Annotated in this window: 12 protein-coding genes and 1 pseudogene; 5 read left to right on the top strand and 8 right to left on the bottom strand. The window is 61.7% G+C overall.

What is annotated here, in order from left to right; translation table 11 throughout:
• Positions 1-153: 153 nt before the first annotated feature.
• The 4 genes from JNK74_20835 (at position 154) to JNK74_20820 (ending at position 6,534) form a co-directional block, all read left to right on the top strand.
• Positions 154-2,637 carry a Na/Pi cotransporter family protein gene (locus JNK74_20835; GenBank protein ID MBL7648629.1) on the top strand — a complete coding sequence of 828 codons (2,484 nt, stop codon included), beginning with the start codon at positions 154-156 and terminating at the stop codon, positions 2,635-2,637.
• A 94-nt stretch (positions 2,638-2,731) separates the two neighbouring features.
• A complete protein-coding gene (locus tag JNK74_20830; protein ID MBL7648628.1) occupies positions 2,732-4,147 on the top strand; it encodes a neutral/alkaline non-lysosomal ceramidase N-terminal domain-containing protein in 1,416 nt (471 codons plus the stop codon).
• Positions 4,140-5,645 (top strand): hypothetical protein, encoded by a 1,506-nt coding sequence (locus JNK74_20825; protein MBL7648627.1) that lies wholly within the window; start codon positions 4,140-4,142, stop codon positions 5,643-5,645. Before JNK74_20830 ends, JNK74_20825 begins: the two co-directional genes overlap by 8 nt.
• Before the next feature lie 175 nt (positions 5,646-5,820).
• Entirely contained in the window at positions 5,821-6,534 is a 714-nt protein-coding gene (locus tag JNK74_20820; GenBank protein ID MBL7648626.1) for a twin-arginine translocation signal domain-containing protein, read from the top strand.
• A gap of 120 nt (positions 6,535-6,654) precedes the next feature.
• Here JNK74_20820 and larE read toward each other — a convergent pair whose 3' ends face one another.
• The 4 genes from larE to JNK74_20800 form a co-directional block, all read right to left on the bottom strand.
• On the bottom strand, positions 6,655-7,491 hold the full coding sequence (larE, locus tag JNK74_20815; protein ID MBL7648625.1) for an ATP-dependent sacrificial sulfur transferase LarE: 837 nt from the start codon (positions 7,489-7,491) through the stop codon (positions 6,655-6,657).
• Between the two features lie 38 nt (positions 7,492-7,529).
• Positions 7,530-8,999: a hypothetical protein gene (locus tag JNK74_20810; GenBank protein MBL7648624.1), complete on the bottom strand. Its 1,470-nt coding sequence runs from the start codon at positions 8,997-8,999 to the stop codon at positions 7,530-7,532.
• Positions 9,000-9,113: 114 nt separating this feature from the next.
• Positions 9,114-9,836, bottom strand: a complete 723-nt coding sequence (locus JNK74_20805) for a single-stranded DNA-binding protein (protein MBL7648623.1) — start codon at positions 9,834-9,836, stop codon at positions 9,114-9,116.
• Positions 9,837-9,860: 24 nt separating this feature from the next.
• A complete protein-coding gene (locus JNK74_20800; protein MBL7648622.1) occupies positions 9,861-10,913 on the bottom strand; it encodes a hypothetical protein in 1,053 nt (350 codons plus the stop codon).
• A 374-nt stretch (positions 10,914-11,287) separates the two neighbouring features.
• On the opposite strand from JNK74_20800, the gene tadA reads away from it, so the two are divergent.
• Positions 11,288-12,553 (top strand): Flp pilus assembly complex ATPase component TadA, encoded by a 1,266-nt coding sequence (gene tadA, locus JNK74_20795; GenBank protein MBL7648621.1) that lies wholly within the window; start codon positions 11,288-11,290, stop codon positions 12,551-12,553.
• A 254-nt stretch (positions 12,554-12,807) separates the two neighbouring features.
• On the opposite strand, the gene pabB is transcribed toward tadA, so the two are convergent.
• The 4 genes and pseudogenes from pabB to holB form a co-directional block, all read right to left on the bottom strand.
• Positions 12,808-14,544, bottom strand: a complete 1,737-nt coding sequence (gene pabB, locus JNK74_20790) for an aminodeoxychorismate synthase component I (GenBank protein MBL7648620.1) — start codon at positions 14,542-14,544, stop codon at positions 12,808-12,810.
• Positions 14,545-14,851: 307 nt separating this feature from the next.
• Positions 14,852-15,634 (bottom strand): TatD family hydrolase, encoded by a 783-nt coding sequence (locus tag JNK74_20785; GenBank protein MBL7648619.1) that lies wholly within the window; start codon positions 15,632-15,634, stop codon positions 14,852-14,854.
• Between the two features lie 311 nt (positions 15,635-15,945).
• Positions 15,946-16,665, bottom strand: a pseudogene (locus JNK74_20780) (stage 0 sporulation protein).
• A gap of 27 nt (positions 16,666-16,692) precedes the next feature.
• Positions 16,693-17,778: a DNA polymerase III subunit delta' gene (gene holB / locus JNK74_20775; protein MBL7648618.1), complete on the bottom strand. Its 1,086-nt coding sequence runs from the start codon at positions 17,776-17,778 to the stop codon at positions 16,693-16,695.
• Positions 17,779-17,808: the final 30 nt, after the last annotated feature.

Raw genomic sequence — 17,808 nt, 5'->3', positions numbered from 1 at the left:
GAAAAAACGCTAACACAAATTGATGCAAAATCTAACCATGTGCTAACATGAAGCGCTTGCCATCGCAATCGGGAAGTGCCACTTGTATTGTCCCCAGGCGCCGCCTCAACCAGGAACGTCAACGCTTACGTAGACGAACACCGGAAATCTCGCATGACCCTCGCACTTATTCCTTCCCTTCGCACCCGATCCCTGCTTATGCTCGGGCTACTTCCATTCCTCCTTCTCGCGGGATGCGCAAAAAAAGATCCCGTCGTGCCCGCGCGGCTCTCCCTCGATAAGCACGCCTCGGGCAATGACCAGACCGCCCTCTGCGATCAGGTCTTCGGCAGCCCCCTCCGCCTCGTGGTGGAAGGGCCGACCGAGCCCGGCCTGCTCGGCGGCAAAGGCGAACGCCGCCTCGCGGTCGGGGTAACGGTACACTTTGAAATTGAGAACCCCGGTACGGGCGCGCGATTCGAGACCAACGGCGAAACCGCAATCGAAGCCATTACAGACGCTTCGGGTACCGCAAGCGCCCTCCTGCGCGCGGGCAAGTATCCCGGCGATATCATGGTGTCCGCGTCCCTCCCGGCGTACCCAGACCTCGGCTCGGTCTCCTTTCGCGCCGTGTCCGGCGTGGAGCGTATCGGTTCCAAACTCGAAGGCCACACGGGTGGCCTGGTGGGGCCTTTCGGCGTCAAGCTGACCAACCCGGATGGGTCACCCGCGCCGGGGGTTGAGGTGAACTTTCGCGTTTCGGGCAATTCGGACGGCGCCAAGGTGGCCAAACAACGCGTGATCACCGACCAGGAGGGCAAGGCCGAAACTTTCTGGACGCTGGGCAACGGGGTTCAGCAGTATTTCGCGGACGTTGAAATCGTTGATGACCGTCCCGACGCCACCTTGAATGAACGCTTTAATGTACGCACCCTGACTTTCGAGGCCATGGCCAACAACATGACCCATATGACGCTGGTCCTGTTTGGCGGTCTGGCGATCTTCCTTTACGGAATGAAACTCATGTCGGACGGGCTCCAGCGCGCCGCGGATCGCCGCCTGAAGAGCATTCTCCAGTTCATGACCCAGAATCGATTCATGGCGGTCGTCGCCGGAACGTTGATGACGGCCATCGTGCAGTCTTCCAGCGCCACCACCGTGATGACGGTGGGCTTCGTGAACGCCGGGTTGATGTCGCTTACCCAGGCCATCGGCGTCATCTTCGGCGCAAACATCGGCACCACCGTGACGGCGCAGATCATCGCCTTTAAACTGGACGATCTCGCCTTCCCCGCCATCGCCCTCGGCCTCGCATTGATGATGTTTGTGAAGCGCCAGAACTGGAATTCCTTCGGGCAGATCCTCCTCGGCTTCGGCCTCCTCTTCCTCGGCATGAAGACCATGAGCGACATTCTTGCTCCCCTCAGCCACAGCCCTGATTTCCAGGCCTGGTTCCAGATGTTTGATTGCACGCCCGAAGCCGGGGGCATGATGCCTCCCGGCAAAGCCCTCATGTGCATCCTTATCGGTACCCTCACCACGGTCGTGGTCCAGTCCAGTTCCGCCACGGTAGGCCTCGTGCTCGCCCTGTCCAGTCAGGGCCTCATCGGCTTCTACACCGCCGTACCCCTCATCCTCGGCGACAATATCGGCACGACCATCACCGCCAACCTGGCCGCCATCGGCACCAGCCGCAACGCCCGCCGCGCCGCCCTGGCCCACACGCTTTTCAACGTGTTCGGCACGATCTACATGTATTTCCTTTTCTTCGTACCCCTTTGGGGAGGCGAGCCCCTCTTTCTGGGCTTCGTTGAGTGGATTACGCCCGGTGAAGTGCTTCACGGCGCCAATGAGAACCTGCTCCGCCACGTGGCCAACTCCCACACGGCCTTCAATGTGGTCAACGTGTGCGTTTTCCTTGGATTCACCGGACCGCTCGCCCGCGTCTGCCAGTTCATCATCCCGGTCCTCGAATCCGAGCGCGATTCCGTGCTCCGCTACCTGGAACCCAAACTGCTGAGCGCCCCCGCCATCGCCCTGGAGCAGGCCGTCCGCGAAGTCGTCTTCATGGTCCGCAAAGGCCAGAAATCCATGAACGAAAGCTGCGAGCTCCTCTGCGACGACAACGAAAAATTCGTCGATTCCATCCTCGCGCGTGAAGACGTGATTGACAAGTTGCAGCACGAGATCACGAGCTATCTCGTCGAGCTTTCACGTACCGGTCTCGACTCCGACGAGTCGGCCCTCATTCCGGCCCTGGTCCACGCCGTGAATGACGCGGAGCGACTGGGCGACCACGCCGAAGCCCAGGTGGAGCTCCACCGCCTGCTCAAAGAGATGAAGCTCAAGCTGAGCGCCGACGACCGGCAGGGAATTCGAGATTTCCAGGAAGACCTCAACGCCGAATTCGAGTGCATCTACAAGACCCTGGAAGAGGGCGACGCGGATAGTGTGGCCAATGCCCACCGTATCCACAAGCGCTTGAAGGTGCTCATGAAGCGCCTGACGGACGAGCATGTGCGCCGACTCGACGAGGGCAACCGCGACGTGCAGACCGGGGTGATCTATCTGGACGCCCTGGCCCACCTCGAGCGCGTGGGCGACCACCTGGTGAACATCGCCGAGCGTTCGGCGCGGGTGCTGAAAGTCACCAACTGATTCCACGGATTTTTATCCAGACCGCCGATTCAAGTATCATAAAGGCGCGCCTTCGGGCGCGCTTTTTTTATACCCACCCACCAGGAGTTCGGCCTTGTCCCGCAAAAAGAAAATCCTGATCGCGCTGCTGCTGACGCCGATCGCACTCGCCATGCTCGTTGTGTTCATCGCGGGGCCCTGGCCGACCTACGCCGACGCGAAATATCAGTCCCAGTCTTATTACCGCGAAGCCCTCGCCGATATCGCGGCCCACGCCGCCACCAGTGAAATCAGCGCCTCGCCCGGCGCCCTCCAGGCGGGGTGGGCGAAGCGGAAAATTACCCCCGAACCCGGCGTCCCCCTCGGCGGATATTCGGACCGGAAAAATGACAAGAAATCCACCGGGATCCGCGATGACCTCTATGTCCGCGCCCTCGCCCTGAGCGATGGCCGGGACATCGTCGTTCTGGTCGGCTCCGACATGCTCATCATCCCGCCGAACCTGTCCGGCGCCGTGCGCGAGCGATGCGCGGCCCAGTCCGGACTCACGGGCGATCAGATTCTTTTCAACGCCAGCCACACCCATTGCGGTCCGGGCGGTTTCATGCCCGGCATGATCTCCGCCATTTCGGGCGGAGAATACGATCCCGTGCTCATCGATTTTCTCGTGGTGTCCTTCGTGGACGCCATCGAGGAGGCCCGGAACAATCTGGAGCCGGCCTCCCTCGCGTCGGGCAGCGTTCAGGCCCCCGAGTTCATTCGTAATCGCGTTCGGGATGGTGGGCCGGTGGATCCCGAGCTCAGTTTTCTCCTCGCAAAGCAGGACGATGGCGACCTCTGCTACCTGGCGAGTTATTCCGCCCACCCCACCAACTTCAGCGACGACATGATGGAGTTCAGCGCGGAGTATCCCGGCGAGCTCATGCGATTCATCGAGCGGGAAACCCGCCACGACGCCCAGTATCTGGGCGGGGCCGTGGGCTCCATGGGACCCCGTGCTCCAGAGGCGCCGACGGCCTCCGAGCGGGTCGTCGCCATGGGCCAGAGTCTCGCCGGACTGATCCTGGTGCAGGATGACGCGCTGGTCTACTCCAATAAACTCGATATCGCTTCGGCGGGGGTGCCCATCGGCATGCCTCCCTTTCAATTGCGGCCCTCGGAGACCAACACGAACTGGCGGCTGTCTCCCATTTTGACGGGATTCCTCGGCCTGGAGCGAAAGGGGTGGATCCACGGCGTGCGCGTGGGGAACCTGTTCTTTGTCGGCATGCCCTTTGACTTCAGCGGCGAAACGAGTGTGGAGTGGAAGGCGTGGGCGGAAACCCAGGGACTCGATCTGTGGACCCTCAGTTTCTGCTCCACCTATTGCGGCTACTTCTCACCGGATAAATACTATATGGATACCCCCCTCGATTATGAGACCGGCATGATGAGCTGGTTCGGGCCCAACGTGGAAGCCTATTTCACCGAGCTTTTTCACGAGATGGTTGCGCGGCTGGGCGCACCCGCCGGGGCGCAGCCCCTTGGATAGCCCGCTGAATTCCGGAGCCCTGCCAAGCCACTGGTCTTCGTCGTCCCCTCGGTTCCTCGTGATCGCCATCGCGCTGGTCCTGGCCGGGGTCACCCTTCTCTTCCTGCTCGCCGCCCTCGAAGCCCGCTGGCTCCACGCCCAGCCGTGGAGTACCGCCGTCTGGACCGAGGAAGTCGACATCGCTTCGGACGAGGCGATCAACGCCTGGAGCCGAACACTGACCATCGAGCAGAGCCTCGGCGACAGCGTGGTCGTAAAGCTTATTCAGGAAGACATGGTGCGCGAATCGCGACGCCTTTCGGCCCGGCCCGGCAGGTCGGCCAATCCGCTCGACACGAAGAGCCTCCTGAATCTCGATTTTCTACCCCGCGCCTCGCTGCTCATGCTCGATCTAGCGCCGTCCCGCCTGGAGCCCGTGCTGGCATCGGGGCGCTTGCCCGTTGCCGGTGCCCGCGAAGTCCTGGCCGGCCCCCTCCTTTCTGGTCGCGATGTCGTGCTGGATGGCCAGACCTTCAAGGTTACAGGCCAGTTGTCGCCTCAGGCCTCCGGCTTCAACAAGGTCTATGTCATTCCCATGGATCCCGCCCTGGAACCCCACTTTCTGCCGGCGCTCGGCGGAACAAAAGGACGCTTCATAGCCGATACAAGAGGGCGACTGGAGACGCTCATTCCGGAACTCTTTGATCCGGCCCTCGAATCCCTCCCGAAGGTCCACGGCGGTCCGGTCCAGACCCGTCCCTATATCGCCTGGGGCATCTGGCTCGCTCTGCTGATGGTCGCTGTCGGCTCGTCCACGCTCATGCTCGAGATCTGCCGGCGTCTGTCCCGTCTTCCCGTTCCGGTGTTGTCCCACGCCATGCAGGAAGTGGTGCTGCGGCCGCGACTCATCGGGGCCCTGCTGCTGATCTTCTTCGGGGGCTTTTTCGGCGCCATGGCCCTCGGCCTGGCGGACACGGAACTGAACTACTTTTTCACCCAGTACGCCTCCCACGAATTTACCGAGGGAGGGCTCAAGTACGTGGGCGACGCCTACGATTCGGGCGATATCTCCCGCGCGGCCCACGCCACGTTCTTCAACAATTTCGTCATGCAGACCCTGCTGCTGAGCTCGGTGGCCTCGCTGATCCCGCCGTTCTTCGCGGGCCTCGTCAAGATCATGCTCAGCTTCGTCGTCGTGGGCTTCGCCATGGCCCCCCTGTGGACGGAGACGGCCGCGGGCATGACCTACCACGCCGTCACCCTGGGCCTCGAACTGCCGCCCTACGTGCTCACCGGCTTCGGCGCGGCGGTCTGGCTTCAATACATCTGGGGATTCCTCTGGTCCCCCGTCCGAGTCTGGTATCTGGGCGACAAGGCCGTCGGCCAGCCCATCGTGGATGACGCCGCCCGACTCCTGCCCCGGGGGCTCCTGGTCCTCACCGGGTGCACCGCCGTCAGCGCGGTGTTTCTCTATGTCGCGGCGTGGTACGAAGCGGTGACATTGATTTCCTTCCGCTAAGAGTTGATGTGGCGGGCATTTTCTTATATGCTCCATAGCTCAGGCAGGCCTCTGTATCGATTCCACGCGCAGCGAACGGATCCCGTCGTACGCGGAATGCCCATGCCGAATCTCGGTCGGATCCGAATGCAACTCAGGCGCGCCGTGCACCGCAAGCGCCCAGGAGAAGAACAGCATGAACAATATCGAACTGACCCGACGTTCCTTTCTCGCCGCAAGCGCCGTGGCGGCCGGTACCCTTTCCGCCAGCCCGTCGGCCGTAGCGAAGCCCGAAGCCGGCGCGCCCTTCAAGCTGGAGCCCCTCGGCTACGCCTTCGACGCGCTCGAGCCCCACATCGACGCGAAGACCATGGAAATCCACCACGACAAGCACCATGCGGCCTATGTGACGGGTCTGAACACGGCGCTCGAAGGGCTCGACGCCTTCAAGGGCAAGTCCGTGGAATCCATCCTGGCCAGTATTGCGGACGTGCCCGAAGCGAAGCGCCAGGCCGTCATCAACCACGGCGGCGGCCACTATAACCACACCCTGTTCTGGGACATTCTGACGCCCGGCGGCGCGAAGGCGCCCGGTGCCAATGTGGCCAAGGCCATCGATGCGGCCTGCGGTTCTTTTGATGCTTTCAAGACCCAATTTGAAGACGCCGCGAAGAAGCGCTTCGGCAGCGGCTGGGCCTGGCTCGTCGCCGGGGCCGACGGCAAGCTCGAAGTGCTCAGCACCGCCAATCAGGACTGCCCGCTCATGTCCGGCAAGACCCCCATCCTCGGCCTGGACGTCTGGGAGCACGCCTACTACCTCCATTACCAGAACCGCCGCCCCGACTATATTGCGGCTTTCTGGAACGTGATCAACTGGGACAAGGTCGGCGAGCGCTACGCCGCGATCTAGCAATCAAAGGCACCGAAAACAAAAAGGGCCCGCTCCAAAGAGCGGGCCCTTTCTTATAAACTTAGCCAGAAAAGATTCGGCCCATAAGACCCATACGACCCATACGACCCATACGACCCATCACCCCTCCAATGGCGGGTCCGCCGTGCTCCCCGTGCGGTAGCCCGCCAGATCCAGCGTCACATAGCGATAGCCCGCCCGGGTAATTCCCGAAAGCACCGCCGCGCGCGTCGCCTCGTCCAGCAATCTGGGGAAGTCCACCGGATCGATTTCCACCCGGCAGACGGCGCCATGGTGGCGCGCCCGATATTGCACAAAACCGAGGCCCCGCAACACTTCTTCAGCGGCCTCCACCTTGCTCATTTCCTCCGGCGCCACCCGCGTCCCCGTGGGAAAGCGCGAAGAGAGACAGGCAAAAGAGGCCTTGTTCCACGTGGGCAGTTCGCGCGCGCGGCTCAGGCGGCGAATCTCTTCCTTGTGCAGGCCCACCTCCGCCAGCGGCGCCACCACCCGGTGCTCCCGCGCGGCCCGGGCCCCCAGGCGGGTGGGATCGAAACGATCCTCCGCGATCTCTCCATAGGCGAGAATCTCAATGCCGTGGGCTTTTGCAAAGGCGTCCATCTGGGTGAAGAGCTCCGACTTGCAGTAATAGCACCGCGTGCCGTCGTTCTTCAGGAAGGCCTCGTTCTCAAACTCGGTCGTGGGGATCACCGTCAGGTTCCAGCCCCGCGCTTCGGCCAGCGCGACCGCGTCGCGCACTTCGGAGCGGGGGATGCTCGGTGAATCGGCCAGTACCAGCCTCGCCCGATCACCCAGCACCTCATGGGCGACGCAGGCCAGATAGGCCGAATCCACACCGCCGGAATAGGCGATGGCCAGCGTGCCGTAGCCGTGAAGCAGGGCCTTCAGGGATTCCTCCCTGGCCTGTACCGGGGCGGGGATGCTTTGTGTTTTCATGGTCGATTCGCGGTGGGTTGCTGCCAGATCTACGGTCCCTATTCTACCACGGGGCCGCGCGAAGGCTCCCCTTTTTTACCCAGAAGACCGGGAGCCGCCTCGCGTCTTGGAAAATATTCCGGGTAGTGGGTGTGGGCGCAATCCGGGCAGATTCCGTGGCTGAAATCGGCGTCCGTGTGCTCCTGCAGGTACGTCTCCACATGCTGCCAGTAGCCCTGGTCATCGCGGATCTTCTTGCAGCAACTGCAAATGGGGAGGAGACCCTGGAGTGTTTTGACGGCGTCCAGGGCGGATTGCAGCGCCGATGTTCGCTCGTCGACGAGGCGCTCCAATACGAGCCGCTGCTCCCGCTCGTGAATCTTGAGGCGTCCCGTCAGAGCGAAGGACCAGCCCAGGCAGGCGCAGAGCAGGGCGAAGTCCATGAAGTGAAGGGTGAACCAGTTGGCGGGCAGGTAGCCCGGACCGAGGAGACTGTTTATGATACAGCCCACCAGGACCAGTCCCCATGAATAGAGAAACGACAGGCCCGCCCGCGAACCCCGCCGCATCGTGTACAGGGCCAGGCCCGCCATGTTGATGGGAATGATCAGGCCGCCGAAAAGCGTCGCGTAGAGCGCCAGGCGGTTATCGAAGAGGGTCAGGAGGGCGCAGGCGAGGGTAATCAGGCCGACGGCCAGGTTGATCTGTCCGATGCGCGGAGCGTAGCGACGTGTGTCCAGCAGCACATTGGACATGCAGGTGCCGATAACCAGGGTCATCACGCCGGTCAGCAGCAGGGCATGGCGGCTCCAGCCCGGTGAATTGGGCCAGAGAAACATGTTGGCCGTGCCCGAGGCTCCCATCTGCCAAAGGGTGCAGGAGAGGAGGAAGATGCCGATCCAGAGGTAGCCGGATTGCCGCAAGTGAACAAAGATACAGAGGTTGTAGAGCGCCAGCACCAGCAATGCGCCCGCCACCCCCAGGGCCGTTGCCAGCATGACGTTGGCGTGGCGATTGTGCTCGCTCAGGGTCCACAGGCCCAGGTCGAAGCGGAGCGCACCATAATTCTTCACCCGAAGATAATAGGTTTTCGACTGGTTTGCGGCGATTTCCACGGGAAAGGTGGGCGAGAGACCCGGTAATTCCCGGTCCCAGAATGGCCGGCGGACGCCCGCCTGGGCACTTCGCGTCTTGCCGTCGGCGTTCAGTTCGTACAGCGTGATCTCCCCGAGCCTTGGATTGGACAACTCCAGGGCCATCCAGCCGGACGACTCGGCCCCGGAAATCGTAACGCGAAACCAATAGTCGAATCGGGAGTAGCCATAGTTTACATCGTTGCCCTCGGAGGGGGTGAAGGCCCCCTGTTCATCCAGGGTCTGGATCTCGTCGAGTGTGCGGCCACCGGTCTCGTCGATGAAGTAGGCTTCGTTTGTCACGCGCGGGGAGGCTGCGGCGTCCGCGATGCACAGCGGCAACAGGAGCACGGCAAGAAGCAAGCGGGGAAAAGGGGGATTGGACGTCGTGGACAAGAGGTTGCTCCGGAAGAGGGCGCGATGGAGAAAATACTCGCCCCTTCATTGTACCCGATGAACCCCGGAACTGCCAGTTTTTCGGCGGCGGGGGCGACGCGTGCGCTCAGGTCGCTAGAACCGAAGGCCCAGAGCCCGCAGTTCCCGGTTTGCCGCCTCGGCCCATCCGCGATTGGCCGCCGGACTCGCCGGGCTTGGGTGAAGAATGCGCCCGATGGTACCGTGGAATTCGGGCAGGGCGACCCGGATTCGGGATTCGGCAAAGGCCCCCACCCCGACGACGGCCTTCGGTTTCAGGGCGTCGACCAGTGCGGCCAGGGCCTGGTCGCAGGCGTCAAAAAGGAGCGTCTGCTCGGCACGGGGCAATTTGTCCGGAGTGAAGTTCCGGCTGCTCTGCTCCATGAAGCAGAGGGGGCAGTAATTGTGGACGAAGAATTGGCTGAAGAACCTTTTGGGCGTTTGAAACTGATCGCGGGCCCAGCCCCAGAGGCGCGCGCCGCTAACTTCGCTCCGTGTGCACGCAAAGCCTTCGATGGGTCGCTTCGGGTGCTCCAGGGCGGGTTTGTCCACCGGGGCCACGATGCCGAGCCAATCGCGGACCATCGAGACCTCGCCGAAGGGCACGCCCGTCTGGGCCATGCCCCAGGGGCCGGGGTTCATGCCCACCAGGAGCGCCTCAACGCCCGCGCGGGCGTAGGTACGCAAATAAAGTTCGTGGGGGAGCCGGGCGTACACCAGGGGATTGTAGGTGTGGGTGATGGGCGGCGCGAAGGCGAGGGCGTCACAGGCATCGGAAAGTCGCCGGGCAATCTGCACGGGAAGTGGGGGAGACGGCATGGTCGGGCGGCGGGATTCTGCGGTTTATTCCGCAGCTTTGGGCTTGCGCTTCGCAGGGGCCTTCTTCGCTGCGGCTTTCTTTGCGGGAGACTTCTTCGGGGCGGGTTTGGCGGCCTGGGCCGCCGCTTCAGCCTCTTCGTCTTCCTGGGCCCGCTTCATGGCGGCGGCAAAGAAGGGGTCCACCGCCGGCGCGGGCAGATCGTGCATATCCGACGTGTGCTTCCGTCCATTGTCTTCCGGGGCCGCTGCCGAAACAGGCGCGGTTCGAACGTGGCCCTCGGCATAGAAGGGATCTTCGCCGTCGTCCGGCTCGGAGTAGTCCACGGATTCGTTGGGATCGATGGTGTAGAGCGACTGCATGCGCGTCAGTTCGGTCTGGGCCAACTGGCCGAAACGCGTGTCGGAAGCCCGTTCCAGAATCTGTCCGAGGAGGTTCATGGCGTCCTTGGCCTGGTGCAGGTGGGACTCCCGGAGCTTGGCCAGGTGGAAGGTGGCTTCGGCCCAGACCAGCTTCTTGCCAAAATAGCGCTCGGAAATCTCCAGAAAGAGGGCGGCGGCTTCGGCGTAGCGGTCTTCCGACTTCAGCAGGCGCGCGGCCTCAAACATGGCCGCATCCGTATTGTCCAGGTACGCCCGGTAACGCTTTACGGCGCCGTCGACATCGCCACGGAGCGCGAGTTTGCGCGCTTCGGCGAATTCGGAGGGCTCTTCAATCCGCATGTTGAAGGGGCTGATCTGGTCGATGACGCGGTTGGAAAAAGCGGTGGTGAATATGAGTGCGTAGTACGCCGCCGTGGGGGCCAGAAAGATAAGACACCACACCAGTATGCTGAATCGATGGTCGAGGTCCGTGTGGGTGTAAATGGAGCGGACAATCGAAAAGTACGTCACCAGCATCAAGACATTCATGACGGCAGCCACGGGAATTGGCACGGTCTCGTTGTTCCGAACCCAAATCCCCTTGATCAGGTGCCCGACAAAAATGAGACAACCCGACATGCCCAGCAGAGCCATGAGCTCTACCAGCGATGGAAGCTCGGTCAGCAGCGTACGCCAAGGGATTAATTCGCCGTTCATTTTTCCTTTCCAGCGTCCCCTTCGGGACATACCCGCGTGGCCGAGCCACGACTGGGGGGACTGAGGAGATTTTACCCCTCCCATCGCCACAAATCCAGTATAAGAATTATTATGCTTATCGTCAAATGTTTTCACATTTTTTTTTGTTGGCCTCTTCGGAGCGCACCGGCCCGCCAGCGATGCCGGGCTGCGGTCGCTGTTTTGTTGACATAACGGGGGGAAGTTGCGCAAGATGAGGAGAGGCTTTGGCAGCCCCGGGTGGCTTTCGGTTCATGGTGACCCTCGAGTCCGCACCGGAGACGTAACGCCAGAGTCGGCTTGTTGGCTCGAAGCAGTGCGTTTGTCGCCGCAAAAAGGGAGAGGGTACCCGCCCCATGCCGGATTTATCACAGGTGGAGCGCGACAAGTCGCGCGCGATCCCCTTGCATCAGGTTCAGAGTGAGTTGCTGGCCACCCTGGACCAGTCGGACGAATCGGGTGTGGCGGATGCGGTGGACATTCTCATCAGCCAGGGGGCCTATCACGGCTCCAGCGACATCCACCTGGAGCCCTGGAGCGACTATTTCTCCCTCCGCTACCGCATCGACGGCATTTTGCAGCAGGTTGCCCTGATTCCCCGGGAGTTTCAGCCCAAGATCAACGCCCGTATCAAGGTGTTGGCCGATCTCGTGGTCTACCGCAAGGATGTGCCCCAGGACGGGCGCATCGATTTCGAAAAGACCTCCTGCGGGCGCCCGCTGCGTGTATCCACCGTGCCCACCATCAAGGGCGAGAAGACGGTAATCCGCCTGCTGGGCGATACCCTTGAACTGTACACGCTGGAAACCCTCGGCTTTCAGCCCAAGGTGGTCAGCCATCTCCGCGAAATCATCACGCGCACGACCGGCACCCTGCTGCTGACCGGGCCGAGTTCCAGCGGCAAGACGACCACCATCTACGCGCTGCTGCGCGAAATGATGGAGCTGCAGAGCAACACCACCAACATCGTGACGATCGAAGATCCGGTGGAATACTCCATGGATAAGATCTCGCAGATCCAGATCAACCCCCACGTGGAGTTCACCTTCGCCACGGCATTGCGCGCGATCCTGCGCCAGGACCCCGAAATCATTATGGTGGGCGAGATTCGCGATCTGGAGACGGCCCGCATGGCCGTCCGCGCGGGGCTCACGGGCCACTTCGTCATCAGTACGATTCACAGCGGCACGGCGGCGGGCGTGTTCACGCGCCTGCTGGACATGGGCATCGAGCCCTTCCTCGTGGCCTCGGCCGTCACGGCGGTCATGGCCCAGCGCCTGGTACGGCTCAACTGCCCCGAGTGCACCGAGGCCTACACGCCCTCGCCGGGACTTCGCGAGCGCTTTGTGCCCAAGAAGCAGAAGGCGGTCTTCTACCGCGGCCAGGGCTGCGAGGCCTGCAACGACATTGGCTACCGCGGCCGCGCCACCATCGGCGAACTCTTCTCGGTGGATCAGGAAATGGCCGAGGCCATCCTGCACTCGCCCACCAGTTCTTTTCTGGAAGAGTTGGCCGTGAAGAAAGGCATGCAGACCATGGCCGAAGACGGGCTCGACAAAGCCTTCAAGGGCATCACGACGCTGGACGAACTGCTGCGGGTATTGCCGAATATTCTGGATTGAATGGGTTCTTTTGATCGGCCACCATAGATCTCTAGCAGTTCCAGGGGTCAAAGATGCGTACACCGCTGTGGGCGAAGTCGTGAATGTTTCGCGTGACCATCGTCAGATTATGGGTCAATGCCGTCGCGCACAGTAGTCCATCAAAGACCGGGATTGGTGTACCCGCCATTTGGAGTCTGGCATGGATATGACCCCAAGTCACAGCAACGACTTGATCCACGGGAATTATTCTACAAATGAGGGGATCCAGCCAATCATTCGGGCGAGAGTGCAACCCACTCGACCTCAATCCACCCGCGCACGCTGTTGATCAACATCACCTCATCCGCCTTCGCCAGATCGTCCACGGTCAACTTCCGTTCCTCGATTTCGCTCGTCTCCAGCAAGTGTCGTCGAAATACGCCCGGAAGAAGCCCCGCCTCCGATGGCGGCGTGTAACGCTTATCACCGAAGCGCAGAACGATATTCGCAAAGGTCGATTCCGTCAGCGCGCCGTCGGCCGTCCAAAGCAACACATCCGTGCAATCGGGCCGCGTGGCGCGCGCGCTATCGTACAAAGCGCGGTGGGTGGTTTTATGGTGGGTCCAGGGCTGCCGGCTGTCGATGGGAGAGCGGGCAAGCCCCACTTTCCACGGCTTCGGTGCGGGGAGCAATTCGTCGGTCATGGTCAATACGCCTTGCTTGTCGGAAAGCACGCGAACCTTCGTGGGGAAGCGTTCGACCTGGGCGCGGTAGGCTTCCAACGCCGCTCGCACCTTTTCTCGCCCAAAGGCGTATCCGAAGTATTCGGCGGAATCCGCCAGGCGGTCCAGGTGTTCCTCCAGCAGGAAATAGCTCGACGCTTCCAGGCGCAAGGAAGCGAGGAGAGCAAAGGGCGGCTGCGTGTGATAGAGGACCGCCGTCTTCTGTTCGCACTCTTGATATTCGCGATCCACCTCGGAATCCCACACGATGCCGCTGCCCGCCGCATAACGCGCGAGGCCCCTGTCGCGATCAAGGGTCGCCGTGCGAATGGCGACGTTGAAACGTGCCTGGCGCCCGGGGGCCCACCAGCCGATGGCGCCGCAGTAGACGCCACGAGGTCCGGCTTCGAGTTCGCGGATGATTTTCATCGTCTCGATCTTCGGCGCACCGGTTACCGAGGCGCAGGGAAAGAGCGCGGCGAAGATATCGGGCACGGAGGCATCGCAATGTCCGGTGACGGTACTGGTCATCTGCCACACGGTGGGGTAGCGTTCGATGGAGAAAAGCGTCGGCACTTCGATGGAGTTCACCGCGCACACCCGGCCGAGATCGTTGCGGAGCATGTCCACGATCATGAGGTTTTCCGCGCGCTCCTTGGGTGAATTGCGCAGGGCCTCGGCCATTGCCCGATCTTCCGCACTCCCAAGTCCGCGTGGGCGCGTGCCCTTCATGGGCCGTGTGGTAATGCGCTCGCCGTTAAGCTCGAAGAAGAGTTCGGGCGACAAGGACATGATGACCTGGTCGCCCAGATCGAGGTAGGCCGCATACCCGCACTGCTGGGCCTGGAGGCGTTCCAGAAACCAGGCCTCGGGCTCCGCGTCAAAATGGGCCTCGAAGGGATAGGTGAAATTGACTTGATAGGTATCGCCCGCCGCGATATGCTCCCGGATTCGGGCGAGGGATGCACCATAGGCCGCCTTCTCCAGACTCGGTTTCCAGTTCAACGCGGGCTGAGGCAGCGCCGCGCCGGTGGGCAATGCTTCAAAAAGTGGCTCTCGATAGACGCCAAACCACAGCAAGGGGAAATCGCGAGGTGTGTGCGTCTGAATCGCCGGGTCGAAGGCTGGTGCGGCTTCGTAGGTGATATAGCCTGCCACGTGATAGCCCCGGATCACCTGCTGCTCCAGGATGGCCAGAATCGAGCGCACCTCGTCCAGCCGCGCGGTGCAGAATTCCGCGATGGGCGATTCATACACGCGGAGGGAATCGCCCTCGGGAAAGAGGATACGTCCGTAGCTGGTTTTCATAGTGGTGATTTGCGACCGGTCACGGGTTTCTCGATCTATAACAGTCTGCCGCCTGAAGTAGGAAAAGTCTTAACCACGAATGGACACGAATTCACACGAATAAGAAGAGGAGATTCAATGCACACAATCGACTTCGTTGCAGATTCACGTCTCGATATCAACAATATAATAACCAAAATTAACCACAAAGAACGCAAAGAGCACAAGGAAATAGCGGTTCTTTGAGCTCTTTGCGTTCTTTGTGGTTCCGTCCCCACTTTCATTCGTGTGAATTTGTGTCCATTCGTGGTTAGACTTTATTGCTTCGTCAGACCGGTGACGAGCTAACACAGTCTATATTATAGACCCGCTTTGCGTTCTCTGTGGTCCGCACCGCGAACTCATCCAGCGACACGCCCTTGAGCTCCGCCAGGAAGGCCGCCGTGTGTTGTACGTGCCAGGGCTCGCAGCGTTTGCCGCGCAGGGGGATGGGGGCGAGGTAGGGCGCGTCCGTTTCCACCAGCAGCCGATCCATGGGCACGACTTTCGCCGCCTCCTGCAAGGCCACCGCCTTGCTGAAAGTCACGTTGCCCGCAAAGGAGACATAGAATCCGAGTTCGACAAACTTTTCCGCGTATTCGGGGCCGCTTCCGAAGCAGTGCATGATGCAGCCGGACAGGCGCCCCGCGAACCCCTTCAAAATAGCATGGCAATCTTCATCGGCCTCGCGATTGTGAATCACTATGGGTAGATTCAGTTCGCAGGCCATTTGCAGTTGCGCCTCGAAGGCGCGGGCTTGATCGGGGCGCGGCGAATATTCATTGAAGTAGTCCAGACCCATCTCGCCGAGTCCGATCACGCCGGGCCGCACGGCCAGATCGCGGAGCTCGTCGAGCACGGCGGCGTCCACGTCTTTCGCGTAGTAGGGGTGCATGCCGACCACGGCGTGAATGCGCGGTCCCGTCATGGCCACGGCCGCGCGGCTGCTGGCCATGTCGTCGCCGATGACCACGAGCCAATCGAGCTTGTCGAGGCAGGCTTCCACCACGGCATCCCGGTCTACATCGAAACGTTGGCTCTGGAGGTGACAGTGGGTGTCGACCAGGCCCATCAGCTTTCGCCGCCCCCGCTCTTGCCGCCGCCGGCGCCGCGTTTACGTTTGCGATTGCGGCGCGGGCGCGAGCGCTTGCCTTCGGCTTCGGTTCCCACCGCGCCTTCGGGCAGTGCTTCGGCCGGTGTGGCGGCGACGGGGGCGGGTGTTTCGCGGCGCGGGCGATCGGGACGATCGGCGCGTTCGCGGTTCGCGGGGCGATCGGGACGGTCTTTGGATGCGGGACGATCAGCGCGCTCGGGACGATCACCACGTTCGGTGCGGGCGGGCCGCCGTTCGGGGCGCGGGGCGCGTTCCGCGGGAGCCAGGGTCTCCGATTCCGGGGCGACCTTTGGCTTCAACGCCTCTTCCGCCTGCTTTGTCTTGGCTTCCTGGCGCGCTTTCTTGCGCATGGCTTCGTACTGCTCGTTTTCATAGCTGAGACAGCAGAGGAGTCGACCACACTGGCCGCTGATCTTTGATGGGTTCAGGGAAAGGTTCTGAGCCTTCGCCATGCGCATGGAGATGGGATGAAACTCGTTCATCCAGCTTGAACAGCACAGCTCGCGACCGCAGCCGCCAATGCCGCCGACCATCTTGGCTTCGTCGCGCACCTGGATGTGGCGCATCTCGATGCGGGCCCGGAGGTCGTGGGCCAGATCGCGCACGAGTTCCCTGAAATCGACGCGGTCGTCGGCGGTGAAATAGAAGATGATCTTCCGCTTGTCAAAGGTGAGCTCCACGTCCACCAGTTTCATCGGGAGGTGACGCGACTTGATCTTCTTCAGGCAGATTTCCCGGGCCTTGCGCTCTTCCTCTTCGATGAAGTCGCGGTTCTTCTCGTCTTTCTCGGTGATGCGGCGGAGCACTTTCATGGAAAAGCGCTTGGTCATTTCCTGGGGGCAGGGCTCGGGAGGGAGGATGCAGGTGCCCCATTCCTCGCCGCGATCACTCAGCACGATGCACGAGTCGTCCCGGTTGAGGGGAAGCTCGGCGCACAAGAAAGAAAACACCCGGCGGGGCTTCCGCAGGCGGATTTTGACGACATTCATACCCAAAATCTCTCCAAAGCCGGATACTCAGGCCGCGAGTACAAAAAAGAGGTCGCGGAAGATCCGGTCGATATTAATATTGCGTTCGATGTAGACCCAGGACTTTTCAATGGCGGCGAGCTTTTCGGGGTAACCGCCACCGCTGTAGTGTTCCAGCGCGGGAACCTGGTCGCGGTTGAGGACATGCTGCGCGTCCCGGGTCATGGTATAGACCCACGCATCACGATACCACGTTTTGAAGAGGTAAAGGTACTCCAGATAGTCCCGCCGGAGCTGCCCCTCCACGAAGGCGGCCTGCTCCTTCTTCTGATCTTCCAGGTCTTCCCTGGACTGGTCCGGGGTGGCGTCGTTCTCCAGGTCGCTGAGCAGGGCGGCCTTTCGCGCTTCCATGTGCTGTTTGAGTTGGCCCACGAAGGCCTCGCTCACGAGGAGGGGGTCTTCACCGGCCTTCAGGCGGTGCGCCACGTCGAGCACGGCCTCGCGCTTGTTGGTGGTCACCAGATCCAATGCGCGGGAAACCTGACCCTGGGCCACGGAGGCCACGGCGCGGGCCGTGGTGGTGTCCAGATCGTGCTCGCGCATGAGGATATCGGCAACGGTCGCCGGCTTCAGCGTGCCAAAGCGCACCTGCTGGCAGCGCGAGCGGATCGTGGGGAGCAGCATGGTGGGATAGGAGGTCTGGAGCACGAAGGTGGTTTTGCTCGCGGGCTCTTCCAGGGTCTTCAGGAAATGATTCTGCGCGTCCGGACGCATGCGGTCGGCGTCCTGAATGAGGATGACGCGCCACTGACCCTCGAACGGGCGATAGGCCGCCAGCTCGGAGATGGTGTCGATGGCGTCGACGCTGATATTGCGCACCTTGCCCGAGGGGGCAATGATTTTGACGTCGGAATGATTGCCCGACATGACCTTGCGGCAGGAGAGGCAGGTGTCGCAGGCATCAAAGGTACCCGAGGTACAGTTGATGGCTTTGGCCAGTTCGATGGCGGCGAATCGCTTGCCCACGCCTTCGGGGCCCCAGAAGAGCAGGCCATTGGGGACGCGGTTCTGCTGGAGAATGTTGCGCATGAGGCGCAGGGGGATGTCCTGATCTTTGATGTCGCGGAAGCTCATGGGCGGTTTCTTATGGGTCTTATGGGTCTT

This window comes from Candidatus Hydrogenedentota bacterium, from assembly GCA_016791475.1.
Taxonomy (GTDB): Bacteria; Hydrogenedentota; Hydrogenedentia; order Hydrogenedentales; family JAEUWI01; genus JAEUWI01.
The sequence above is the reverse complement of the archived record's forward strand: the minus strand, read 5'-3'. Positions and strand labels throughout refer to the sequence as shown.